The organism is Gordonia sp. UBA7860 (assembly GCF_002500165.1).
Taxonomy (GTDB): domain Bacteria; phylum Actinomycetota; class Actinomycetes; order Mycobacteriales; family Mycobacteriaceae; genus Gordonia; species Gordonia sputi.
In genome coordinates this window covers 52559-76486 of record NZ_DLSO01000126.1, presented here as the reverse complement: position 1 = coordinate 76486, position 23928 = coordinate 52559, and the positions used below count along the sequence as shown (strand labels likewise).

Annotated in this window: 21 protein-coding genes; 10 read left to right on the top strand and 11 right to left on the bottom strand. The window is 66.3% G+C overall.

Annotation, left to right across the window (positions count from 1 at the left end; all coding sequences use genetic code 11):
- Nucleotides 1–254: 254 nt before the first annotated feature.
- Nucleotides 255–1676, top strand: a complete 1422-nt coding sequence (locus B3T59_RS16035; protein WP_005204971.1) for a condensation domain-containing protein — start codon at nucleotides 255–257, stop codon at nucleotides 1674–1676.
- Nucleotides 1677–1711: 35 nt separating this feature from the next.
- Complete coding sequence (locus B3T59_RS16030) at nucleotides 1712–3397, top strand: DHA2 family efflux MFS transporter permease subunit (RefSeq protein ID WP_376782582.1); 1686 nt, start codon at nucleotides 1712–1714, stop codon at nucleotides 3395–3397.
- Nucleotides 3398–3533: 136 nt separating this feature from the next.
- Here the strand turns inward: B3T59_RS16030 and tsf are convergent, their stop codons facing one another.
- On the bottom strand, nucleotides 3534–4358 hold the full coding sequence (gene tsf / locus B3T59_RS16025; RefSeq protein WP_005204975.1) for a translation elongation factor Ts: 825 nt from the start codon (nucleotides 4356–4358) through the stop codon (nucleotides 3534–3536).
- A 98-nt stretch (nucleotides 4359–4456) separates the two neighbouring features.
- Nucleotides 4457–5293 carry a 30S ribosomal protein S2 gene (gene rpsB, locus B3T59_RS16020; RefSeq protein ID WP_005204976.1) on the bottom strand — a complete coding sequence of 279 codons (837 nt, stop codon included), beginning with the start codon at nucleotides 5291–5293 and terminating at the stop codon, nucleotides 4457–4459.
- Nucleotides 5294–5597: 304 nt separating this feature from the next.
- Here rpsB and B3T59_RS16015 point away from each other — a divergent pair, with 304 nt between their 5' ends.
- Complete coding sequence (locus tag B3T59_RS16015) at nucleotides 5598–6194, top strand: M23 family metallopeptidase (RefSeq protein WP_287004279.1); 597 nt, start codon at nucleotides 5598–5600, stop codon at nucleotides 6192–6194.
- 30 nt (nucleotides 6195–6224) lie between these two features.
- Here B3T59_RS16015 and B3T59_RS16010 read toward each other — a convergent pair whose 3' ends face one another.
- The 9 genes from B3T59_RS16010 to B3T59_RS15970 form a co-directional block, all read right to left on the bottom strand.
- Complete coding sequence (locus B3T59_RS16010) at nucleotides 6225–7172, bottom strand: tyrosine recombinase XerC (RefSeq protein WP_251721075.1); 948 nt, start codon at nucleotides 7170–7172, stop codon at nucleotides 6225–6227.
- Between the two features lie 215 nt (nucleotides 7173–7387).
- Nucleotides 7388–8251, bottom strand: a complete 864-nt coding sequence (locus B3T59_RS16005; RefSeq protein ID WP_287004276.1) for a siderophore-interacting protein — start codon at nucleotides 8249–8251, stop codon at nucleotides 7388–7390.
- A 47-nt stretch (nucleotides 8252–8298) separates the two neighbouring features.
- A complete protein-coding gene (gene dprA, locus B3T59_RS16000) occupies nucleotides 8299–9447 on the bottom strand; it encodes a DNA-processing protein DprA (RefSeq protein WP_251721073.1) in 1149 nt (382 codons plus the stop codon).
- Nucleotides 9444–10955 (bottom strand): YifB family Mg chelatase-like AAA ATPase, encoded by a 1512-nt coding sequence (locus B3T59_RS15995; protein WP_287004274.1) that lies wholly within the window; start codon nucleotides 10953–10955, stop codon nucleotides 9444–9446. The genes dprA and B3T59_RS15995 overlap by 4 nt, the downstream gene beginning before the upstream one ends.
- A 9-nt stretch (nucleotides 10956–10964) precedes the next feature.
- The gene (locus B3T59_RS15990) at nucleotides 10965–11378 is read right to left on the bottom strand and encodes a YraN family protein (protein ID WP_005204989.1); all 414 of its coding nucleotides are present in this window, start codon (nucleotides 11376–11378) and stop codon (nucleotides 10965–10967) included.
- A gap of 101 nt (nucleotides 11379–11479) precedes the next feature.
- On the bottom strand, nucleotides 11480–11791 hold the full coding sequence (locus B3T59_RS15985) for a DUF2469 domain-containing protein (protein WP_005176689.1): 312 nt from the start codon (nucleotides 11789–11791) through the stop codon (nucleotides 11480–11482).
- Nucleotides 11788–12489 carry a ribonuclease HII gene (locus B3T59_RS15980; protein ID WP_005204991.1) on the bottom strand — a complete coding sequence of 234 codons (702 nt, stop codon included), beginning with the start codon at nucleotides 12487–12489 and terminating at the stop codon, nucleotides 11788–11790. The genes B3T59_RS15985 and B3T59_RS15980 overlap by 4 nt, the downstream gene beginning before the upstream one ends.
- 14 nt (nucleotides 12490–12503) lie before the next feature.
- Nucleotides 12504–13370 carry a signal peptidase I gene (gene lepB / locus B3T59_RS15975; RefSeq protein ID WP_287004271.1) on the bottom strand — a complete coding sequence of 289 codons (867 nt, stop codon included), beginning with the start codon at nucleotides 13368–13370 and terminating at the stop codon, nucleotides 12504–12506.
- Nucleotides 13371–13590: 220 nt separating this feature from the next.
- Nucleotides 13591–14664, bottom strand: a complete 1074-nt coding sequence (locus tag B3T59_RS15970) for a site-specific integrase (RefSeq protein ID WP_287004269.1) — start codon at nucleotides 14662–14664, stop codon at nucleotides 13591–13593.
- A gap of 417 nt (nucleotides 14665–15081) precedes the next feature.
- On the opposite strand from B3T59_RS15970, the gene B3T59_RS15965 reads away from it, so the two are divergent.
- The 7 genes from B3T59_RS15965 to B3T59_RS15935 all read left to right on the top strand — a co-directional run bounded on the left by B3T59_RS15965 (nucleotide 15082) and on the right by B3T59_RS15935 (nucleotide 23902).
- A complete protein-coding gene (locus B3T59_RS15965; protein ID WP_287004267.1) occupies nucleotides 15082–15309 on the top strand; it encodes a helix-turn-helix transcriptional regulator in 228 nt (75 codons plus the stop codon).
- Nucleotides 15306–17978, top strand: coding sequence for a DUF3854 domain-containing protein (locus tag B3T59_RS15960; protein ID WP_287004265.1), 2673 nt, complete (start codon nucleotides 15306–15308; stop codon nucleotides 17976–17978). The genes B3T59_RS15965 and B3T59_RS15960 overlap by 4 nt, the downstream gene beginning before the upstream one ends.
- A 68-nt stretch (nucleotides 17979–18046) precedes the next feature.
- The gene (locus B3T59_RS15955; RefSeq protein ID WP_287004263.1) at nucleotides 18047–19858 is read left to right on the top strand and encodes a DNA polymerase; all 1812 of its coding nucleotides are present in this window, start codon (nucleotides 18047–18049) and stop codon (nucleotides 19856–19858) included.
- Between the two features lie 43 nt (nucleotides 19859–19901).
- Entirely contained in the window at nucleotides 19902–21107 is a 1206-nt protein-coding gene (locus tag B3T59_RS15950; protein ID WP_287004261.1) for a helix-turn-helix domain-containing protein, read from the top strand.
- A gap of 345 nt (nucleotides 21108–21452) precedes the next feature.
- Nucleotides 21453–23225: a hypothetical protein gene (locus tag B3T59_RS15945; RefSeq protein WP_287004259.1), complete on the top strand. Its 1773-nt coding sequence runs from the start codon at nucleotides 21453–21455 to the stop codon at nucleotides 23223–23225.
- Nucleotides 23226–23471 (top strand): hypothetical protein, encoded by a 246-nt coding sequence (locus B3T59_RS15940; protein ID WP_287004257.1) that lies wholly within the window; start codon nucleotides 23226–23228, stop codon nucleotides 23469–23471.
- A gap of 47 nt (nucleotides 23472–23518) precedes the next feature.
- Nucleotides 23519–23902 (top strand): hypothetical protein, encoded by a 384-nt coding sequence (locus B3T59_RS15935; RefSeq protein ID WP_287004255.1) that lies wholly within the window; start codon nucleotides 23519–23521, stop codon nucleotides 23900–23902.
- Nucleotides 23903–23928 lie beyond the last annotated feature (26 nt).

Genomic DNA, 23928 nt, shown 5'->3' with positions numbered 1-23928 from the left:
AGACCGGAAAGTTGGTCTTTTGACCCAATACCCACGGTCGCGAAAATGTACGTGTTGGTCTTTTGACTCACTTCAGTTCACTTGACTGACAACGGTTTTCACTGCCCACCAGAGGCCACCCCGCCAATTGCGGCAATTAGCCTGTTACGGTACCGTCGCTGCAATATTGCATGACGTGTCATTTTCCGTCGTGAGGTGAGGGGAAATCGGGGTCCACACTCATCCACCGCCAGAGTGAATTGAGGTATTACCTGATGGTCAAGTTCGGCCTGATCGATGAGTGGCAGCCCCGCGTAGGAACGGTGACGAGCTGGACACTCTCCCCCGAGGCAATCGCCGCAGGAGCACAGGCACCAGTTCATCCGGTACCCGCGTCACATCAGCAAGAGGAATACCTCAAAGCCGCACTGCGCAACGAGTCCGCCGGATTCCGTTTCTCGCGACTTTGTCTGGAAGCCTTCGACTTCCAGACGCCTCTTGATCGAGGCGCACTCGAGCGTGCGGTCACGACTTTCCTGCGCAGACACGACACCTACCTCTCCTGGTTCTCGGCGGAGAAGGACGGATCGATCGCCCGGCACGTCGTCGATCCCGAGATCGTCGAGCTGTCGGCGACCGACCACGGCACCGTCGGGACGGCAGAAGAGATCCGGGCTCTCATTTCGGACATCACACCGGGTCCATTTCACTGGAACTGTTTCACATTCGGAACAATCGAATGGGATGGCGGCTTTACCCTCTACGCAGCCGTCGACCATCTCAATACGGACGGTATTTCGCAGGCGCTGACATGCGTCGAACTGATCACCCTGTATTCCAATGAAGCATTCGGACTCAAGAACCCGGTTCCCGAGATAGGTAGCTATCTCCGTTACTGCGAGCATGAGCGCAGCGTCTCTCGCGACCTGACCGCGCAGTCACCCGAGGTGCGCCGGTGGATCGAATTGATCCGGAACAATGATGGCGAACTACCACACTTCCCACTGCCGCTGGGCACGGAATCCGAGGGCTATACACGCAGTGGGCATCTGACGGAGAGCGTCTTCGACGAGTCGGCCGCTCAACGATTCGAGAAGATCTGCAAGGAGAACGGCGCCAACATGACCGCGGGGCTCCTCGCGGTGGCCGCCATTGCGTACTGCGAGTTCACCGGTGCCGCAGAGTATCTCGCGATGACACCGAAGAGCACCCGTGCCGTCGGTCCCGAACTGAACTCCGTCGGATGGTTCACCAGCCTCATTCCCGTGCCGATCGCGGTCGCGCCCGGTGCCAACTTCACCGATGTCGCAGCCCTGGCAGGACAGAGCTACAAGGCTGGCAAGGATCTGACCGACGTGTCGCTGCACCGGGTGGCGCAGTTGGTCTCCGACGACGACGCCGTCGACATCCCCGTGGGGTGGACGGTGCCGATGTTCTCCTACATCGACGTCCGCAAGCTTCCCGGAGTCGACCTCTTCGATGCCATCAACGGCTGTCTCTACGGCAATCGCGGCAGTAGCGAAGAGGTCTTCATGTGGGTCAACAGGTTCAACGATCAGACGTCGATGACCTTCCTGTTCCCCGACACCGACGAGGGCCGCGACTCGCTCGCGCTCTACACCGAGAAGGTCAAGAAGATCATGCGAGCAGTGGCCGACCAGGGCGATTACCGGCCCGAACCAGCCGCCGCGAACTGATCGGTCGTAGCCGCGTGGCTGCCAACACCACCCCTATGGTGTCGTCGAATGCGGCACCCGACACACCGACGCGGGCCGCGTGGCTCGCGCTGGCAGGGTGCCTCCTCGGCGTGTTCATGCAGATGCTGGACACGACGATCGTCAACATCGCGCTCCCCGACCTCACCGTCGACCTCGGCGCGTCGACGTCGGAGCAGTTGTTCGTCCTGAGCGTGTACACGCTGGCCTTCGCATGCACGCTCCTGACTGCTGCGACGCTGGGTGGTCGCCTCGGTCGACGTCGCATGTTCATCTTCGCGATGGTCGCGTTCACGGTCACGTCCGTGCTGTGCGGCCTGGCCCGCAGCCCGCTCGAGCTGATCATCTGCCGCGGCGCCCAGGGCATGAGCGCAGCGCTGATGTCGGCACAGACGTTGGCGCTGATCGCTGCGCTGTTCCCCAAGTCGCGCCACGGCGCGGTCTTCGGCATCTACGGCGCGGTCGCGGGACTGGCGGCCATGTTGGGACCGGTCCTCGGCGGACTCCTGGTGACCGGGGATCTGTTCGGTTGGGGATGGCGCGCGATCTTCTTCGTCAATGTTCCGATCGGCATCGTGGCATGCGTGCTCGCGGGCCGTCGACTTCCGCAGATGCGCGACGCCGACCCGCCGCGGCTCGATCTGGTCGGTGTGGCGCTGTCGACCGCCGGCCTGTTCCTGCTGCTCTACCCGCTGGCGGCGGGCCGCGAGCAGAACTGGCCACCGCGTCTGTGGGCCATGATGGGTGCGGCAGTGGTCCTGTTGGGCCTGTTCGTCGTCGTCGAACGTCGTCTGCTCCGCAGCGGAGGCGCTCCCCTGCTCCGACTCGATCTCTTCGCGTCTCGACGATTCTCCGTGGGGCTGCTTCTCTCGCTGCTGTTCTTCAGCGTCTTCGCGGGGTTCTTTTTCACGGTGTCGGTCGCGACCCAGTTCGGCCTCGGCTATTCGGCGTTGCGCACCGGGCTGCTCGCACTTCCATTCGCGATCGGGGCGGCCGCGGGTTCCGTCGGTTCGCCGCTTGTGGTTCGTCGGCTCGGGCCGGCACGCACACTGTGCCTCGGTGTCCTGATCTTGTCGGCGGGACTCGCCTGGCTCGCAGCAGAATTGGAGCCACAGACCGCGTCCTTGTCGGTGGCGGCCGTCATCGCGCCGCTCGTCGTCGGCGGTATCGGCACGGGATTCTTCATCGCTCCACTGCAGACGGCGATCCTCTCCGACACGAACGACCAGAACATCGGCTCCGCGTCGGGCTGTGTACCGACGGTGCAGCAGATCGGCGCCTCGATCGGACTGGCCGTGGTCACGATCTTCTTCTTCGGTCAGGTCTCGGCCCAGTCGGTCGAGGCGGTTCCCGCCGCGCGCGCCGGATTGTCTGCAGCGCTCGAGAACACCGACGTCGACCCGATGTTCCGCGGTGCGGTGGCCGACCGTTTCGCCGACTGCGCGTCGGCTCAACTGAGCTCGGCGCATCCCGAAACTCCCGCACCGGGTTGCTCGACGTCGGGGTCTGCCCAGCAGGGCGTGGCCGCCACTGTCGCAAGGCAGGCGGCGCCGGAACTCAAGACAGCGGGCCGGCACGTCGCGGCACAGAGTTTCATGGGCGCATTCCGCGCGACCCTCTGGGTGCTCGCGATCCTCGGCTGTGTGATCGCTGTGCTGTCGCTCGCGCTCGGGCGTCGCAGTGGCGACCAACAGCCGCAGTAGCGCCCAACAGTCGGTAGCAACCAAAAGACTGCCGCAACCAACAAGCAGGACGGCTCACGAAACACCAACGCCCGCATCCGATTTCGGATGCGGGCGTTGGTGGTCGTGCCTTACGCCTTCAGTTGGCGCTAGTGCTTTAGGACTGGCCGACCTCGAAGCGGGTGAACGCCTTGACGGTGGCGCCCGCCTCGTCGAGAACGTTCTTGACGGTCTTCTTGGAGTCCTTCACGAACGGCTGGTCGATGAGGACCGAATCCTTGAAGAATCCGGTCAGACGGCCTTCGACGATCTTCGGCAGAGCCTTCTCCGGCTTGCCTTCTGCCTTGGCGGTCTCCTCGGCGATACGACGCTCGTTCTCGACGACGTCAGCGGGGACCTCGTCGCGAGTGGCGTAACGCGCCTTGAGAGCGGCAACCTGCTGTGCGGCATTGCGCGCGGCCTCGGCAGCGGCATCGCCGTCGCCGTCGTACGACACGAGAACGCCGACGGCGGGAGGCAGGTCGGATGCACGCTTGTGCAGGTACACGGCGACGGGTCCGTCGTAGTAGACGACACGACGCAGTTCGAGCTTCTCGCCGATCTTGGCCGAGAGCGCCTGCACGGCATCGGCGACGGTGCCGTCACCGAGCTTGGCTGCCTTGAGCTCCTCGATGTCGCTGGTCTTTGCGACCAGAGCGGAATCGAGAACCTGGTCGGCGAGCGCCTGGAACTCGGCGTTCTTCGCGACGAAGTCTGTCTCGGAGTTGAGCTCGATCATCGCGCCACCCTTGGCGGCGACGAGGCCTTCGGCGGTGGAGCGCTCTGCGCGCTTGCCCACGTCCTTGGCACCCTTGATACGGAGCTCCTCGACAGCCTTGTCGAAGTCGCCGTCGTTGTTCTCGAGGGCCTTCTTGCAGTCCAACATGCCTGAACCGGTGAGCTCACGGAGACGCTTCACATCGGCTGCGGTGTAGTTCGCCATCGTTGGCGAGCCTCCTTCAAGTGGGTTAAACGGTGCGGGTGCTCGCAGAATCCGGAGGGATCCTGCGAGCACCCGCCGGTGGCTATCGGCTACGCGCGTCAGGCGGTAGCGGGCGGCTCCGTTGCGGCGGGAGCCTCGGCAGCAACCTCTGCTGCCGGTGCGGCAGCCTGGGTCAGCAGTTCCTGCTCCCACTCGGCGAGCGGCTCGCCTGCGGCGGCGTCGGGCTTGGCGTCCGAGGATGCCTGGCCTGCGCGAGCCTGAACACCCTCGGCGACGGCCGAAGCCACGACGCGGGTGAGCAGTGCAGCACTGCGGATCGCGTCGTCGTTACCCGGGATCGGGTAGTCGACGAGGTCGGGATCGCAGTTGGTGTCGAGGATCGCGATGACCGGGATGTTGAGCTTGCGTGCCTCACCGACAGCAATGTGCTCCTTGTTGGTGTCCACCACCCAAATGGCAGAAGGCACCTTGGCCATATCCCGGATACCGCCGAGTGTCCGCTCGAGCTTGTTCTTCTCGCGGGTCAGCATCAGGATTTCTTTCTTGGTGCGACCCTCGAAACCGCCGGTCTGCTCCATGGTCTCGAGTTCCTTGAGACGCTGCAGACGCTTGTGGACGGTCTGGAAGTTGGTGAGCATGCCGCCGAGCCAGCGCTGGTTCACGTACGGCATGCCGACGCGGGTGGCCTCAGCGGCGATCGACTCCTGAGCCTGCTTCTTGGTGCCGACGAACAGGATGGTGCCGCCGTGGGCGACGGTCTCCTTCACGAACTCGTAGGCCTTGTCGATGTAGGTCAGCGTCTGCTGTAGATCGATGATGTAGATGCCGTTGCGGTCGGTGAAGATGAATCGCTTCATCTTCGGGTTCCAACGGCGGGTCTGATGCCCGAAGTGTGCGCCGCTGTCGAGCAGCTGCTTCATGGTTACGACAGCCATGAGTCATCTATCCTTTGTGTGCAGTTGATATCGCCATCGGGTGATGGCGATCCTGGCGCCTGCGTCGCGCGGACCCGGGTGTCCGGGACCGCCCGCGCGAGTTTGTCGGCTCTCACACGCGACCGTGGTCGCCGTGGTGCATTGCCTGATGCAGGCGCGCGAAGTCACCTCATCCGCGGATGAGATGCCCCATCAGCTTACGCCGCCGCAGTTCAGAACCCAAAACGCCTCCTGTACGGCCCACCTTTGAAGAATTCTTTCGCGGCAAGGGAGCTTTCCGCGTCGCGCGCGCGTCAGAGTCGGCATGGACACCCACAGAGTCGACACGACCACCGACGACGAGCCGACCAACTCACACTCCGACGACCTAACCGGGCGCCTCCCGATTGTTCGACGACTGCTCGTCGTCCTCACCGACATCGCCCTGACCAGCGCACTTCTGCTGGGCGTTCCATCGCTTGCCGCCGCCCGTCCGCCCACCTACACCGCGCCGCTCGCTCCCAAGCCGACGGTGGTCACCGGATTCGACGAGCCGGATCAGCGGTGGCACGCCGGCCACCGTGGCGTCGACCTCGCCGTCGTCGAGGGCACGCCGGTTCTCGCGGCAGGCGACGGGGTGGTCCGGTTCGCGGGCGAGGTCGGCGGCAAGTCGACGGTGTCGATCCAGCATGCCGACGGCCTGATCACCACCTACGAGCCGGTCCGCCCCACGGTTCGGCGCGGAGATCGTGTGAGGCGCGGGGCATCCATTGGGACAGCGCTTGGCGGACACCCCGGATGTCCGACGACCGCCTGCGTGCATTGGGGCGCACGACGCGGCGCGGGGCGCAGCGCCGACTACGTCGACCCGCTCGGACTACTCGGAGCGGTACGGGTGCGCCTCAAACCGCTCGACGGCTGACGCGCCAAGGCTTTTCGGGATTCTCCCGGATCACGCCCGCGGATGCGCCTGACGGTGGGCCGCACGCAGACGTTCGACGCTGACGTGCGTGTAGAGCTGCGTCGTCGCCAACGACGCGTGGCCGAGGAGTTCCTGCACCACACGGAGATCGGCCCCGCCCTCGAGGAGGTGGGTCGCGGCGGAATGTCGGAGACCGTGTGGCCCCATCGACGGCCCGCCCGCGGCCTCGACGGCCCGGTGCACGACGCTGCGAGCCATGCGCTGATCGAGGCGTCCGCCGCGCGCACCGAGTAACAGCGCTTCTCCTGATCGTGGACCCACCAACGACGGTCGTCCGTCGCTTAGCCAGCGGGCCACGGCTTTCGCCGCTGGCGCCCCGTAGGGCACCGTGCGCTCTTTGTTGCCCTTCCCGATCACGCGCACCACCCGGCGGTGGCCATCGATGTCCGCAATGTTCAGCCCGCACAACTCGCCGACGCGAATCCCCGTGGCGTACAACAACTCCAGAATCGCGATGTCTCGCAGCGCAAGGGGCTCGTCGCTCTCGCGAAGCGACACGGCTTCTTCGCCTCCGTCGGCATCGGTCTCCGATGCGGGGCTCTGCTTCCCCGCAGCGGCAATCGCGGCGGCCGCCTCGTCGGGCGCGAGGATCGGTGGCAGTGTGCGATGTGCTTTGGGTGCCTGCAGTCGGGTCGACGGATCGTCGCCGAGTATCTGTTCTCTGGAGGCCCAGGCGCAGAACGTCTTTGCCGACGACACCTGACGCGCGACGGTGGTTCGGGCCGCGCCGCGCCGAGTGTGTTCGGCCAGCCAGGACCTCAGTAGTGCCAGATCGATGTCGCCGACGGGAACTCCTCTGGCGCCCGCGAACGCGATCAGGCCTCGCACATCCGACAGGTACGCGCGGATGGTGTGCTCACTGCGGCCGCGCTCGTGTCGCAGATGGTCGGCGAAGTCGTCGAGCACGGACATGGTCATCGATCGATGACAACGAACGACGCGCGTGTACGCAACCGCACACGCGCGTCGTTGTCAGATCGTCATTGGGTCAGATGGTCACGGGGGCGGGTCGTCACGAGGTCTGATCGTTACCGGGTCAGATCCTCGCCTTGGCGTTCGGGGCTCTGACCCCTGCGTCAACGGCTGCCGCGCAGGCGGGACAGCTGTCCGGCCACCCGACCGGCCGTCGCTCTTCAACCGTTGACGCCCGCCCCCTCCTCCTCGGCACGCAGATCGGACTTCCACTGCCGGAAACCCTCTTCCGTACGGCCCCGTCGCCAGTAGCCGGAAATCGACGCCCTCGCTGCGCTCACGCCACGCTCCTTGCGCACATAGCCGCGCAGGTTGTGCATGACGGCCTGCGCCTCGCCGTGGATGAAGACGTGCGGTTCGCCGTCGAGCCAGTCGGTCTCGCGCACCGCCGCGATCAGCGGGGCGTTGTCGCCCGCGCGGTCGTCGGACACCTCGCCCGCAGGACCGCCGCGATGGACCCAGGTGATCTGCACGCCGGACGGTACGTCGAGCGGAACCTCATCGTCGGGGCCTGCGACCTCGATGAACGCTTTCGCGATCGCACCCTCGGGCAACGACTCGACGGCCGCGGCCAGCGCGGGAAGGCCTGCTTCGTCCGCGGCCAGCAGGTGCCATGCGGCGTCGTTGTCGGGGCGGTAGCCACTACCCGGACCGAGGAAGTGCACGGTGGAACCGGGAGTAACCGTCGCGGCCCAGGGACCGGCGATGCCCTCGTCGCCGTGCACCACGAAGTCGATTGCGATCTCGCGCGCGTCCTCGTCGACAGTGCGAATGGTGTACGTGCGCAACACGGGCTGCTGTTCCGGCGGTAGCGACCGCGACGCCCTCGGGTCGAAGTCGTCCGGGAAGTCGACACCGTCGGGCATGAAGATCAACTTCACGTACATGTCGGTGTCGCGCTCGTCCCGTGGCGGTAGTGCCACGGCGAAATCGCCGAAGCCGTCACCACCCAGATAGAGCCTCACCATGTGGGGTGTGATCTGCTCTCGCCGGAGCACCGTCATCGAATTCACGCGCTTTGCCATGAAACCTCCTAATGCGTTCCAGCTTACGCCACTCGAATTAGGGTTACCTAAATCGCGAGTCTCCATCCCGCACCGTCGCCGGCGATCAGACCTGCAATCTCCAGTCCCGCGAGCGCAGCACGAACGATACCGACGTCGAGGCCCGCGGCGAACGAGATCTCGGTGATCGTTGCACTCCCCTGACCGGGAATCGCGTCGTGGACCCGCTTTTCGTCGTCGGTCAGCGTGTCGGTGGGCCTGTCGCGACCGCGTCCGGGGTCGCCGCCTCCGTCGGGTACCGCCAGTGTGATGACCGACGCCGCGTCGGTCACGAGCACGCCGAGCCCATCGGCGATCAGGCGATGGCAGCCCACCGACGTCGCCGAGGTGACCGGTCCCGGAACGGCGCCGACCGGGCGGTCGATCGTGCGTGCCCATGCCGCCGTGTTCGCGGCGCCCGATCTCTTACCCGCCTCGACGACAACCGTTGCCGACGACAGCGCCGCGACCAACCGATTTCTCGTGAGGAACCGGTGCCGTGCGGCCGTGGTGCCCGGAGCGTACTCGGACACCACGGCTCCACTGCTCGCGATCTCGGCAAGCAGCCGGGCATGTCCCGCCGGATAGTCACGGTCGATCCCGCAGGCAAGGACCGCCACGGTGATGCCTGCCGATGCGAGCGCGGCACGATGCGCGGCGCCGTCGACGCCATAGGCACCACCCGAGACAACAGCCCACCCCTGCGCACACAGCTCGCTGGAGAGCTTCCCGGTGACGTGCTCGCCGTACGACGACGCCGCTCGCGATCCGACGAGCGCAATCGAAGCGGCCGCGACGTCGTCGAGGCGCGCTGGGCCGCGCACCCAGAGTGCGATGGGTTCGTCGCCGTGCACATTCGGCTCGAGTCGCGTCAACGGAAGCAACGACCAGGCGGGCCATTCGGAGTCGTCGGACGTGATCAAGCGAGCATCAACCGCGTGCGCGGTGTCGAGATCCTTGGCGGGAGTGCAACTCTCGGCTCGAGCGCTTGTCGGACCCAGAACCGCCTCGTGACCGCTCGGTACCCGTCGACGACGAATGGCGTCGGCCGCGGCCTCTGCTCCGATGTCGTCGACGAGATGTCGGATGGAAGAACACGGAGGTTCGGCCACAGCACTCAGATAGGCCCACGCACGCAGCAGCTCATCGTTGTGGTGGGTGTCGGCGTACACGGTCATCGAAATCCCCCTCGGTCTCGGTACAGAAGTGCTTGCGCCACATCGGTTTCGGTCGGTACTTCGCCACCGCGCAAGTCGGCCAAAGTCCACGCGACCCGCAAAGCCCGATCGACGCCCCGCGTTGTCACGCGCCCCTCCCGAACACAGACGTCGACGGGCCGAAGGGCCTTGGGTGACAGCCGAAACTGTTGTCGCAGTGCCGAACCGGGCACTTCGGAGTTGGTACGCCAGCCGTGTTCACGCCATCGTTCTATTGCCGCGGAACGAGCGGCGGTCACCCTTGCCCGGATGTCGGCGCTCGACTCCTCCGCTGCCATCATCAGCGCGGCGTTTCCCGGCGGCTCCATCTGCACCCGCAGATCGACACGGTCCATCAGCGGTCCGGACAGCTTGCCCAGATAGCGCCGCCGCACGACCGCGCTGCAGACACAGTCGACGTCGTGCACCGGGGCACAGGCACACGGATTCGCGGCGAGAAGCAGCTGGAAGCGCGCCGGATAGGTGGCAACCCCGTCGCGACGACTGATCCGCACCTCCCCCTCTTCGAGTGGTTGTCGCAGGGAGTCAAGCACTTTGGGCCCCATCTCGGCACACTCATCGAGGAAGAGAATTCCTCGATGTGCCAGCGATACCGCTCCGGGCCGCGCGATGCCGGTACCGCCACCGACCAGGGCTGTGGTCGAGGTGCTGTGGTGTGGGGCCACAAACGGTGGCGACGTGATCAGCGGCTGGCCCGGACGCAACCGTCCCGCGATCGAGTGAAGTGCGGTGACCTCCAGTGATTCCTCCTCCTCGAGGGGCGGGAGAATGCCCGGAAGTCGGCGGGCCAGCATCGTCTTCCCGATACCCGGTGGGCCGGTCATCATGACGTGATGTGCACCGGCAGCAGCGATTTCGAGTACGTGGCGCGCCTCGCTCTGACCGATCACATCGGCCATGTCGGCGATCGGATCCGCGGGGAGCGCCTTGATCTCACACACCGTGTCCAGCACACACTCGCCGCGCAGCCACGAGGCCACCTCAGACAGCGAATGCGCGCCGCCGACCTCGATATCGCGCACGAGGGTCGCCTCACCAACCGACTCGATCGGCACGACTGCACGAGCGAAACCCGCGTTGCGCGCCTCGATCACCGCCGGAAGCACGCCGCGCACCGGACGGAGACGTCCGTCGAGCGCCAGCTCGCCCAGAAAGATCGTCCCGCCCAACCTCGACGTGGGAACAGCGTCCGTCGCGGCAAGTATCGAAACTGCAAGGGCCAGATCGTGTCCCGACCCGCTCTTGGGCATCTCCGCGGGCGCCAGGTTGACCGTCACCTTCTTCTCGGGGAACTTGACCCCCGAATTCGAGATGGCGGCCCGCACCCGGTCGCGCGCCTCTCGCAACGACGAATCGACGTTGCCCGACAACGAAAAGCCCGGCAACCCCTGACTCAGAGATGCCTGCACCTCGATCACGCCTGCCTCAAAAGCGTTCAGACCAACCGAATGACAACGCCCCAACGACATCGCACGTCCCTACTCGAATACGCCACTGTGGTGGCGCAACGCAGCGAACTCTGTGCGATCGGGATAGCGTGAATCGAGTTGTACCGAGATCACGTCGAATCGGATGGACGGCCAGTACATCTCCTGCTCGGTGAGCCAGATCCGTGTCAATCGGCGCAGGCGCGACAACTTGTCGGCGGTCACCGCCTGCGCGGGATCGCCGAACACCCGACTGGCCCTCGTCTTGACCTCGACGACGACCAGCGTCGGGTCAAAGTCATCGTTGTCGTTGGCGATCAGATCGATCTCGCCATACCGACAACGCCAATTCCGTTCCAGGACGGACCAACCCAGACCGATGACATATCTGGCTGCCAGATCTTCACCCAGCTGCCCGATGAAGGCCCGCCGATCCGGACGCCGCTCCGACGACTCGCTTCTCATGCCACAACAGTGGCCGACGACGACGACGAGACAGCGAGAGAACCGGGATCAGTGCCTAGGTTGTGGAGCGACCGCCACCTGTGGACAGACGGTCATGACCCTCACGGCTCGTCTGGCAGCCGCAGCTCGGGCTTCTCGAGTTCCTCGATGTTGACGTCCTTGAACGTGATAACCCGCACCTGCTTGACGAATCGAGCTGGTCGGTACATGTCCCAGACCCAGGCGTCGCTCATGCGGAGCTCGAAGTACACCTCGCCATCGGTATTGCGCGGGACCATCTCCACGGCATTGGCAAGGTAGAAGCGCCGCTCGGTCTCCACCACGTAGGTGAACTGGCCGACGATGTCCTTGTACTCCCGATACAGGGACAACTCCATCTCGGTTTCGTACTTCTCGAGATCCTCAGCGCTCATCGTGCAAGCCTATCGCGATCGGGTTCTGGCGGGAGGTCTGGTCGGGGTCGGCGACGTCGGGCCGCGACGTTGCGATACGACATCCGGTGCTGGTGGGAGGGGCCATGCGCGTCGAGGCATGCCATGTGATGCGCGGTGCTGTAGCCCTTGTGGATCGCGAAGTCGTAGCCGGGAACCTCGTCGTCCATCGCGACCATGATCCGGTCGCGTGTGACCTTCGCGAGGATGCTGGCGGCAGCGATGCATGCCGCCGCGCCGTCGCCGCCGATCACCGGGAGCGACGGCGCGGTCAGGCCCGGAACCGCGAATCCGTCGGAGAGGACGTATCCCGGTGTCACGTCGAGTTGTGCCACCGCTCGACGCATACCCTCGATATTGGCGACGTGGATACCGATCCGGTCGATCTCGTCGGCGTCGATGACGACAACCGACCAGCTCGCGGCATACCGCGTGACAGCACGATAGAGGGTTTCGCGCGTGGCCTCGGAGAGGCGTTTGGAATCGTCGAGATCAGCCAGCGACGTCAGCTGAGTCGGCTTGAGCACGCATGCGGCGACCACCAGTGGGCCTGCGCACGCACCCCGACCTGCTTCGTCGACGCCTGCGACCGGACCCAGACCACCGCGGTGCAGCGCGAACTCGAAAGTGCGCAGCCCCGCGGCCCGCCGAACAGGTGACCTCGGCGGCCACGAACCCACGACGCTGCGACTGCTCACTGCTGCGGGTTGATCGAGCCGACACCACCGATCCGCGACACGGGGTAGATGATGAAGCGCACCTTGCCGCGGACGTCGGACACCGGAACGGTGCCTTGCAGCTCGTCGGTGACGTGATAACGCGAATCCGCCGAGTACTCGCGGTTGTCGCCCATGACCCAGAGGCTGCCGTCGGGCACCTTGATGGGGCCGAAGTCGGGACCGTAGCAACTGGTCACCTGGTTGTCGGGCTCACCGGACTGGCCCGACGCCACGTCGCGCGACTGAAGACTCTTGTCGATGTACGGCTCGTTCAACGGCTTGCCGTCGACCTTCACGCCCACCCCATCAGAGTTGCGACATTCGACGGTCTGACCGCCGGTGGCGATCACGCGCTTCACCAGATCGTTCTCGTCGGGCGGCGCGAAACCAAACCACGACAGACCGTTCTGCAGACCGTGAACGACGGGATTACTCGACCGCGGCGACTCCCAGTCGCCGTCCCACGACGATGTCGGGGCACGAAAAACGACCACATCGCCGGGCTTCGGATCGCCGAAGCGATACGCAAGCTTGTCGATGACGATGCGGTCGTTGGTGCACCCCTGACATCCGATGAGCGTCGACTCCATCGACTCCGACGGGATCACATACTGCCGACCGATGAAGGTCTGCAGAATCCACGTCACCAGCAGAACGCACGCGACGATGATGATCGTCTCGCGCAGCCATGAACCACGTTTCCGTTTCGGTTCGTCGTCGTCATCCTTGGTACGCCAGGGGCGCTCCTCGGAGTCCTCGGACCGGCGGTCGACAGGATCTGCCGGGCTCGAATGGGCGTCGTCTGCGTCGGAGTGATTCGCCGCGCTGTGTTCGGATGCCACGTCGTCAGGGTAGACGCGTCAGCGCTTTTCCTTGATCTTGGCTGCCTTGCCGCGCAGATCAGGAATCCAATTCAGCGGTCTCGCAGGCAGTAAGGCTATTTACGCAGTTCAGACACCGTATAAAGCTCAGCCCGACTTGCATGGGGCTGCACACGATTGCCGGGTTTTGCCTGGTGTAGACCGTAGTATAAACCGTAGTTTTTTGAGTATGTGGCGCGTGTCACAAGTTGCCGATGAGGCCGGTGATCGCGGTCAGTGAGCGGCCGTCGGTGTAGCTGGCGGCGTTCACGTCGGCCGAGTGCCCGAGATAGGCGATCCGGTCTTCGGCGTCGACGCCGCGGTCGATCAGCTCCCTGTTGATGACGGTGCGCCAGCAGTGCGATCGCAGGGTCCGCAGTGGCTCGATGTCCAGAGCGTCGGCCATGTCCACATACAGCGTGGCCATGGCTTCTTTCGCCGCCGAGGCCGTCCACGTCTTGGCCGGGTTGGTGGGCGCGGGCAGCACCCACATGCTGTTAGCGTCTCGCCGACGGCCACGCAGATGGTCGGCCACCTCGGGGAGCAGTAGCGGGATGGTGCGCGGTTTGCGGACGCTCTCACCGCCCACCCGCACTGGCTTCGGGAATGTCGTGGTCAGCCACATCCCGTCATCGCCGCGATCGTCGACGTCGGCCCAGTGCTGCCCGACCGTCTCCTGTAGTCGTAGGCCAGTCGCGCACTGCAATAATGCCTGGTCGATAGCGTTTTTGCGCACCGCGATCATGTCGTCATGGGTCCACCGGCCGCGCTTGGGCGGTGGTGTGTCTGCGGGGTCGGCGGCAAGTAGCCACCCGACGACCTGGTGCCAATGAGCCGTCGTGAGTTCCCGGCTGCCACGCGGAGCCTTCGTGGTCGGCTTCGCTCCGGCGGTGATATTGATCGGATGTTCTTTACGGATGGGAGATGCGCTGATCAGGCTGTGTGCGAGCAGTGGCGCGATGAAATGCCCGGCGTAAACCTTCTTCGCGTTGCGGGCCGCACCGACGCCGAACTCGGCCGAGATGCCCTGCAGCGCGTTGGTGGCCTCGGCGAACGTCGACGCATCGGCCACGGATAGGCCTCTGAGCTGGGTTTTTAGCCGTGTGGCTGCGGTGGTGTAGAGCGTCGTCGTGCTCGGCGCTAGCCCGGCTGACGTAATGCTCGGTATCGTCACCTGGTCGATGAACCGCTCGGCCGGTGTGCTCGGTGTCCACTTCACCGAATTGCCGCCTGTCGCAAGGAGTTTGGCGGCGGTGCGCTCGGCCCGGGCCCTCACCCGCGTCCGTGTGTCCGCCTGGGTGCGCTTTTCGACCAGTCGACCGCTGTGAAGCCTGACTGACCAATCCAAAACCCATGTGCCGCTTGGCATCTGGCGTGGCGTATTGCGCTGAATCGAGCTCTTGCCCGGCTCGATGTAGGTCCGTGGTGCCTTCGTCATGGTTGTCATTAGACCGTAGTTTGTTCAGGCCGTCAATTGACAGCTGTGCTGCGCTGCGTGTAGTCTGATGGCATCCGGTGACCACCGGATGCGACGACCCGCCCCCGGGGCAAGGCACGATACGGGGCAGCTTGTCTGAGCTGGGATCAGACCGCGCGGGAAACCGGTCGGGCACGAGGCCCCGCGCTGAGGTGGCCCCTCCCCGGAACTTCAGCAGCTGTCGCTCACCTTCTCACGAGAGGAGGTGGGCCGACGATGCCCGCCATTCCCGACACCACTCCGGTAAATCCGCAGGTCACACGCGCTTACGTCGACACCGACGGCGCCGTGGCGTACACCGCGATTCCGAAATCGACGCTTGAGACGTGGCGATCGACAGGCGACGGTCCGGCTTTCGTGCGCATCGGCCGCGCGATCCGCTACCGCATCGCTGATCTCGACGCTTTCATGGCCGCTCACGTTGTGCGTGGTGGTGCCGCATGAGACCAATGGAAAACCCCGCCGGCCAGGGCGGGGCTCTCAAGGAAACGGCTGCTGAGCGTGAGCGTGCGGTTTCTGGCATCTATTCTACCGCATCGGCCGATCGTTGTATAAGCGACGAGCACGCCGCCGAGCTCTCCGCGTCAGCCGTCCCGCGCGAGATCGCTGATGTGGCTGGTGTATTCACCGCGTACACCGTTGATCAGGTGCCCGAGGGCGCGGAGTGGGTCGCCCATGTCGACGGCGCCTTGCCGGCACTCGTCTACCCGATGCGTGAGATCGACGGCACCGAGACGTGGCAGATCAAGCCACAGCCGGGCTCGGTGACCACGCGGGACGGTCGGATTCTCAAATACGTTGGGCCGTCGAAGAAGTCGGGAGTTCCGTCTCCGCAGCTGGTGTTCGTCGGAACCCGCCGCCCCGACGGAACGGTGTCCGCCGCACCCGCCGATGCGAAGGCTGCGAAGACTGCGCTGATCGTCGAAGGCTGCAAGCAGGCCCTCGCCGCCTTGTCGCACGCGGCCGAAGGTGTTGCGGTGTACCGCATCGCGGGCGTGTGGTCGTGGAGAGTGGCCGGTGACGGTGACGAGCCCGGAGGGCCGACCCCTTATCTGCCCGCCGTGGTCCGCGGCAAGGAGGTCGTCATCCTCGGTGACGCCGACGCCGCGACGAACATCGCCGTGTTCGACGGCCTCACGGCGCTCGGCGAGGAGGCGAAGGCTGCGGGGGCCGAGTCAGTGAAGTTCGCTGTCATCCCCGGCAAGGCCAAGCAGGGTGTCGACGACGTGCTCGCGGCCCTGGACGGCGACGAGGCCCGTCGCAGCGCACTGGCCGGTTGGATCGCCAAAGCGGCGGCCAAGCCCGCCGCGCTGTCCAAGGCTCAGCAGGACAAGATGCGGAAGGCGCTGCGCCGCAAGGAGGCCGAGCGCGAGATGCGCCGCACTGCTGACCCCGGCCGCAAGGACCTCGACCTTGTCGGCGACTGGCATGAGGACTGCCTGGCCATCGCCGAACAGATGGGGACTCGGCTGGGTGGCCGCGTGCTCTTCACCCGCGGGGGTTTCGCAGTTGAGTTGACGCGCGGCAAGAACGGCGTGGCTCTTGCCCGCCTCGACACCGACGGACTGCATCGCCGAGCGCTGGAAGCGGTGCGGCTGATCGCCGACTCACCCGACGGCCCGGTGGTGGTCCCAGGGCTCAAGCGTGACCCCCTTGGCGTGCTCAAAGGCCGCGTGCTCGATGTCCTCCCACCGGTGACCCGGATTTCATCTGCTCCGGTGGTGCGTGCCGACGGTTCGATCGTGACGACGGATGGTTACGACCCGGAAACACAGGTGCTGGTGGATCTCGCGCCGGACGTGCGTGGGCTCACCGTGCCCGAGCACCCGACCGACGACGATGTCGCCGCGGCGGTCCACCTGATCCGCGACGAGCTCTTCGAGCTCGACGGCACGGACGGCTACGACGGGTGGGTATTCGCCGACGAGGTCGACCGGACCCACGCCATCGCGTTCTTGCTGACCGCGCTCACGCGTAGCGCCTACTCCGTCGCACCACTGGTGGTGATGAACGGTTTGCAGCGCGGTGTGGGTAAGGGTGAGGTCGTGCGGATCGTGTACCGGATCGTGCACGGGGTGAAGGCCACGTTCGGTGCGACCCCGGACAGCGATGTCGAGCTGGAGAAACGCATCACCGCCGATCTGATCGCGGGACGGTCGATGGTGGTCCTCGACGAGGTGATGGTGAACGGTAAATGCCGGTTGGACTCGCCGGCACTCACCGCAGCACTCACCGCAGCTGTGTGGGGTGGGCGGTTGTTGGGTAAGAGCGAGGCTCTTACCCTCGAACAGAGCGCCACATGGGTCGCCACCGGCAACAACGTCGCAATCCCTGGCGACATGGTCCGGCGCGTCTACGCGGTCCGCCTCAGCTCTGACCGTCCGGAGCTTGATGAGCGCGGCAACTTTCGACGTGACTTGGACACCTGGGTGCCTGAGCATCGTGCCGAGCTGTTGACAGCGGTCCTGACGCTGATCCGCGCCTGGTATGACCGAGGTCAACCCGAAGCCCCCCGACCGATCGGTTTCGTCGGGTTCACCGAGTGGCAGCGCGTCGTCGGCGGCATCCTGCACAACGCCGGCATCCACGGCTTCCTCAGCAACGTCCGGGAGATGCGTGAGAACGCCGACTCCGAGTCCGCCGACAACAACGCCCATCTGGAGTGGGTCGCGGGTGTCGCGGCGAATCTGCCCGGTCACCCCCGATTCACCGCGAAGGAGATTCTGGCAGCGGCTGCGGCGAACCCCGACTCGGTACCGCCGTACGACCAGCGCTGGGGGGATCTCGATCCCCGCGCTCTGGGTAAGACCTGGAAAGGGATGGCTGGTCGCTGGTTCGGTGATCTGCGCATCGTTGAGGACGGCTCGGCGCATGGCAACGTCCGGGCGTGGCGGGTGCAGCAACACAACTCCGCTGGAAGCACCGGGGGCGGTGCGGGTACCGGCACCCCGCCGCCTGTAGCCGGACCCCGTGAGATCACCGCTGTCGGCGCGGCTCCAGGTGAGGTCATCGATTTCACCGACCGTCGTGGCCACCGGCAGCAGGCCGCTCGTGCGATGCCCCCGATGACCGGTGTGACCATCGCCGAGCTGGGCGGGGGTGATCCGGCATGAGGATCGTCCCCCTCGACATCGAGGCGTCTAGCGCCAAGCGGCTCTGGGATGGCCCTGACCGCTTCACTGTGCGCCTGGTCGGCTACGCCGTTGATGACGGCCCGGTGGTCACCACGACTGACGTCGATGCCGTTGTGGCCCTGCTGCACGCCGACGTGATCGTCGTCGGCCACAACATTCTCGCGTTCGACTTGCCGGCCCTGGCTCGCTACCACGGCCTGGACCTGGACCGGCTGGTGGACGAGGGCCGGGTCGTCGACACGCTGATCGTCGCGTGGCAAAACGATCCCCCGCTGAGCGGGTCGTCGGATCTCGGTCGCTACCGCCTTGACGCGGTGGCCAAGCGGGTCCTGGGTGAGGGCAAGGTCGCTGGCGACGGCGGGTCGGTGCTCAAGCGCTTGGCACAGGAGTTCTCGCCGACCGGCGAGGCGGACGACGGCTATGACCGCATCCCCGTCGACCATTCCGACTACGTGCGCTACCTGGTGCAGGACGTGGAACTGGTCCGTCAGCTCGCCAAACGTTTGGTGGTCGACGACTACGTGCGTCGGGAGCATCGCGTGCTGCACCGGTTGAACTCGATCTCGCGCAACGGGTTCCGCGTCGACATCGTCCTGGCTGAGCGCCTCCTCGCGGAGCAGTCGGTCCGGGTCGAGGCGCGCAAGCGTGAGCTGCACGAGCGCTACGGGCTGCCGCTTGAGGGTAAGGCCCCTCAGCGGACCAAGGACGGGATCGCGGCTCTCGAGAAAGCCTTCGCCGACATCGGTATCGAGCCGCCGCGCACGGCTAAGGGGGCGCTGGCCACGGGCAAGGACGCACTTGCTGCCCTCGAGGCCGAGCACCCTGACAACGTCGAGCTGTTGGCGCTTTGCGGAATACTGCGCTCGCTCAACGGCGAGCGGTCCAGTGTCGCGACTGTGCTGGACCACGTGCGCCCGGACGGGCGTGTGCATCCTGACATCGCCGTCGGCGTCGACGCGAGCGACAAGCGGGCCCGTATGCAGGCGACCGGTCGTGTCTCGGTGCGCAACCCGGGGCTCACCGTGCTCGGCAAGCGCGACCGGGCGAACATCATCGAGCGGGCTCTGATGCTGCCTGATGAGGGAGACGTACTGCTGCCGGTGGACCTCTCGGCCATCGACGGTCGTGCGGTGGCGATCCACTGCGGTGACCCCGAGTACGCCCGGTTGTTCGCACCTGGGAACGACCTCCACGACCAGATGGCACTCGCCGTGTTCGGCGAGTGCGGCTGGGACAGGTCGACCGGTCACCACCCACGCCGCGGTGATGCCAAGGCGATCTCGCACGCGACCAACTACGGCATGGGTGCCGGTGGTTTGGCACGGTACGCGGGTATCGACATCGCCGAAGCCGAGCGCCAGCTCACGGTTCTGTCCGCGAAGTTCCCCGGCCTGGCCGCGTGGAAGGCGATGGTCCGCGACGAGGCGCGAGGACAGATCCTCACAACAGCGTTCGGTCGGCGGGTGCGGGTGCAGCCGGGCCGGGAATATACCCAGGCCCCAGCGTTTCTCGGCCAGGGCACGGCCCGTGACCTGATGATGGAGGGCCTGTTGCGCCTTCCGGAGTGGTTGGTCCCCCGGCTACGGGCGGTCGTCCACGATGAGCTCGTCTTCAGCGTCCCCGTGGATCGTCTCGACGATGCCCGCACGCAGATCCTCGACGCCCTGCAGTTCAGCGTGCGCCTGTCCGAGGATGCCGCGCCGGTGCCCGTGCTGGCCGAGGCCGGCGACCCGGGCGAGGACTGGGCCGACTGCTACCGCAGCGAGAAAGCCTGCTGGCCAGAGGTCGCGCGTGCCCACCGCGAGCTGCCCGACTGCGGGGACCTCGAGTGTGCGTGGCACAGGGGCGATGCCACATGAGGGCTGACGACATGGACACCGACGACGAGAAGGAGACAGGCCGATGAGCACCACCACGAGGCGACGACTTGCGACCGGCTACTGGTGGCTTGCACTCGCGATGAGCGTCGCCGTCAGCAGCTACGGCAACATCCGTCATGCGACGGGCGTTGCACCGGCTGACCACATGACAGAGGCACAGTGGATCGCTGGCTCGCTGCCGGTGGTGCTCCTCGTGCTCGTCGAGGGCATCGCCATCGGCGTACGGGCCGGTATCGCCGGGTGGCAGCGGTGGATGGCGACAGGGTTTGTGGCCATCCTCGCCGCGGTGGTCCTGGCGTCGAGCTACGTCGGCTTGCTGTCCTTGGTGCGATCGACAGAGCTGTTCGCGGGCGCCGACGCGCTCAACCTCGGTCTGGCCGCGGTGCCTGATCTCCTCATGGTTGCTGCGACCGTCTACGTCATGACGCTGCGCAGTCCCGCCGACGGCGAGGCGGCGACCCAGTCGTCGACAGCGTGGTCGCGGATCGGCGGCAACCTCCTCGCCCGTGTCGAACAGGCCAGCGCGCCGCCGACGGGCTCGGTCGACCAGCCGCTCGACCCGCCGTCGAACTCGGCGGCGACGATCCAGGCGACGAGTGCCGACGACCTCGACGAGGGGGTCGCCGCCGACGCCCCGACGACCCCGGCTACGGGCTCGTCGGTACCCGTCGACGAGCCGGCGGCGAGCGGTGGCGAGCTGTCGGTGTCGACCCCGACGAGCGTGACCGACGAGCGCGACGAGTTGGTCGCCGACGAGCTGGCGGCGACCGCTCGTCGGGCCGTTGACCTGGGTCCTCACCCCGGCGACGACCGGGTGACGAGCGGTGACGAGCTGACCGACGAGTGGGTCGTCGACCCCCCGACGACCCTGGCCGACGAGCGCCGACGAGTTGATGCCGACGACCCGACAACGGGTACCGACGAGCTGGCGACGACCACCCCGACGAGCGTGACCTACGACCCCGGCGAGTTGGTCGCCGACGAGCTCGCGGCGACCCCGACGAGCGACACCGACGAGTGGCGACGGCGAGCCGACGATGTGCTGGCGACGAGTCAGATCGCCGCCGACGCCGACGAGCTGGCAACGGTTCTGCGGATGGCCGACGCCGGCGCATCCAAGCAGGCGATAGCCGACTCTGTGGGCCGCTCGCGGTCGACCGTCAGTGGATGGCTCCGCGTCGCGGGGGCTGACGGCCGATCGCGTCACCTCGCGGCGGTCAGCGAGTAGGCGCTCACGTAGGGCCCCCGACAGCAGTGCTGTCGGGGGCCCTCGTCGTCTCTGGTCGTCGCTCGCAGAGCTGGTCAATTCGCAGTGATTTCCCCGGCGAGCGAAGCGAGACCGGCCGCCCGAAGGGCGGCATGGGACACCCGAGCGCAGCGAGAGTGAGGAGGAGCGAAGCGACGACGAACGAGGTGTCATATGGGGCCTACGACAGCTCGCTGACGTACTCGCAACCTGGTATATTTATGCGTAGAGACGAATACATATGCTGCCTCCTGGGCGGTGGGCCGGGAGCGCAGCGAGGGGCCCAGACCGACGCCCGGGATCGAGTCGAGAGGAGGCGCGTGAGCGATGGCGACGGACCGCGCATCGCGCGCCTCCATGGATCACTGGGGGTGGCGCAGCCGGGGCGCCGGCGAAGATCGCGGTCGCCGTGAGGCGACGATGAAGGAAGCCGAGCGCAAGACCGCGGGCCCAGAGGAGGTCTTGCGGCAGGCGTCGCTGAATCCGGCGATCAACCCGGAGATGACGCATCTGAACGTCGACATGGTCAACGACGGCGAAGGGTCATTCCGGCCGATGCAGTCGATCGAGGAGGCGCTCGCGTACGGCGACGCCCGAGTGGCGCGGTTGGTCAAGCAGCCGAAGGCCGGATCGCCGAAGCCCGACGCCGCGACGCGGGACAAGCGCGAGGGCTCGGGCGAGCGGATCGGCGACACGATCGTCGGCCACCTGCCGCTCGGCATGTGCGAGCCCGACGGCACCTATTTCCAGCCGCGCGACCCAAAGACGGGCCGCGGAAAGGTGTACGCCAAGGGCTCGAAAAAGGGTGAGCCGATTATGCTTCCGCGTTATCGCGCCAAGGACATGGATGCGGCGGTGCGATATTTCGAAGCGTTTGTCGCGTTCCAGGCCCAGCTGCTCCCCGGCGGCCAAGAGTCGATCCACTGCTACTCGTTGCAGTTTGACGAGGGAAGACCTCACGTGCAGATGCTCTGCGACGTGTTCGAGGACGACATCAGCAAGAAGAACCCACAGCGGTTGAAGTCCGGCTACCAGAGGGCATTCGGATCGCATCGCAGCGATCGGCTGGTGCAGTCGACGGATCGCCGGACCGGGACGCCGCTGTTCGACGAGCACGGTGACCCGAAGATGGTCCGAGAGGCTGGCAGCCGCAAGATGTCGCGGTACCACGAGGAGTTGCGCGAGCACATGCTCGCTCTCGGGTATGACATCGAGTCCGAGATCGACCTCGACCGGCACATGCGCCGGCTCGACCACGCGGATTACCAACAGTTGTTGGACGCGCAGGCGGAGCACGAGGATCGAGTGGCCGAGGACCTCGCGGTTGTCGCGGCCACAGCAAGTGAGGTCGAGGACCAACGCGCGATGGCCGTCGATGTGCTGGTTGATGCTCACGAGAGCGCGGAGGCGACGATGGTCGAGCTCAGCCATGCCGAGGTCGCCGCGGTTGCGCGCACGGCAGAACTCGACCAGCGGGAGTCGGCTATCTCGGAGAAGGAGCGGGATCTGGCCGCTGCCTTCTCCGCGGCCCGGGAAACCGGCCGATACGAAGGTCAGCAGCTGTGGGAGCGCGATGAGCTCCCGGTCTATCGCGCACGGGTCCGCCACGACGTCGAGGCCGAGCTAACCGCTCGCGAGGATCAGGTCACTGCGCGTGAGAAGAAGGTCGAGCACCGTGAGCACCAGGCCGAGCTCACCCAGCGGGCCATCGAGCGCGGCCAGCGCCGACACCGCGAGGACGATGAGCGACTCGAGGCCAAGCGTGAGCGGATCGACACGTTGCTGGGCGAAGTGGAGCGCGCGCACGCCGCTGTGTACGACCCACGCGAGGCCAACCGGGCCATGACCGCCGCCAAGCTCGACACGATGGGGCGCCTGCAGGGCCCTCCGCGGGCAGACGGCACGCCGCGCACCGTCGACGAGTGGGTCGACGACAAGACGGTCGAGTGGTACGCGGCCGCTCACAAGCCGGTGCCGACCGAGACGCTCCGCGAGCGCGCCGCCCGGCTGCGCGGGTCGATGCAACGGGCCGATGCGACGGTTGCCGGAGTTGGTCGTGAAGTTGGTCGGTCCGCGGAATCGGAAGGGATGGATTTGTGAATGGGTGTCTCACCTGACGACATGCGCGTCGAGGCAGCACGGCTCGAGCGCCAGGCCGCCCTGCTCGAGCGATTCGCCGCCGACCGCCTTGCCGACTCCGCGGCGCTCTACCGCGGTGGGTCGTCCACCTTCGCCCGGAGCCTCGACGTCGCCGACGGGTACCGCAAGGAGGCCGCGGGGCTGCGGGACCGCGCCGCGCAGTTCCGGCGCGCCGCCGACTGGTATGAGCGACGAGACGGGCAGTAAGACATCGGTTCGGGGACCCACCTCGAACCGGAAGATAGGAGGAAATCATGGTGACAGACGCACGGCGGCAGGTCGATGCCGAGCGCGTGGCCAGCATGCGGGTCCTGTTGGCCCAGCCGGGTGGCCGGGCCGAGATCGCCCGGCGTTACGGCGAGAGCGCGACTGAGAGCCCAGAGTTCGCGGCGGCAGAACGTCAGAACGCAGCGGTGGCAGCGCGTGCTCGTGAGGCCCGCGAGAGCGCCATCCGCGAGCAGCAGCAGCGCGCCGACCGAGCGCAGGCCGACCGAGCACACGGGGCCAGCACGGATCGACCGGATCGGGAAGAACTGCAGGAGCGCCTCGACAAGGCCAACCAGCACATCGACGCGACCCGCGAGGAGGTGCAGTCGCAGGTGCGCGATCGCGGACACGCGCGGATGCAGTCGATGTGAGCGCGGAACGCAGTAGACCCCGGTGC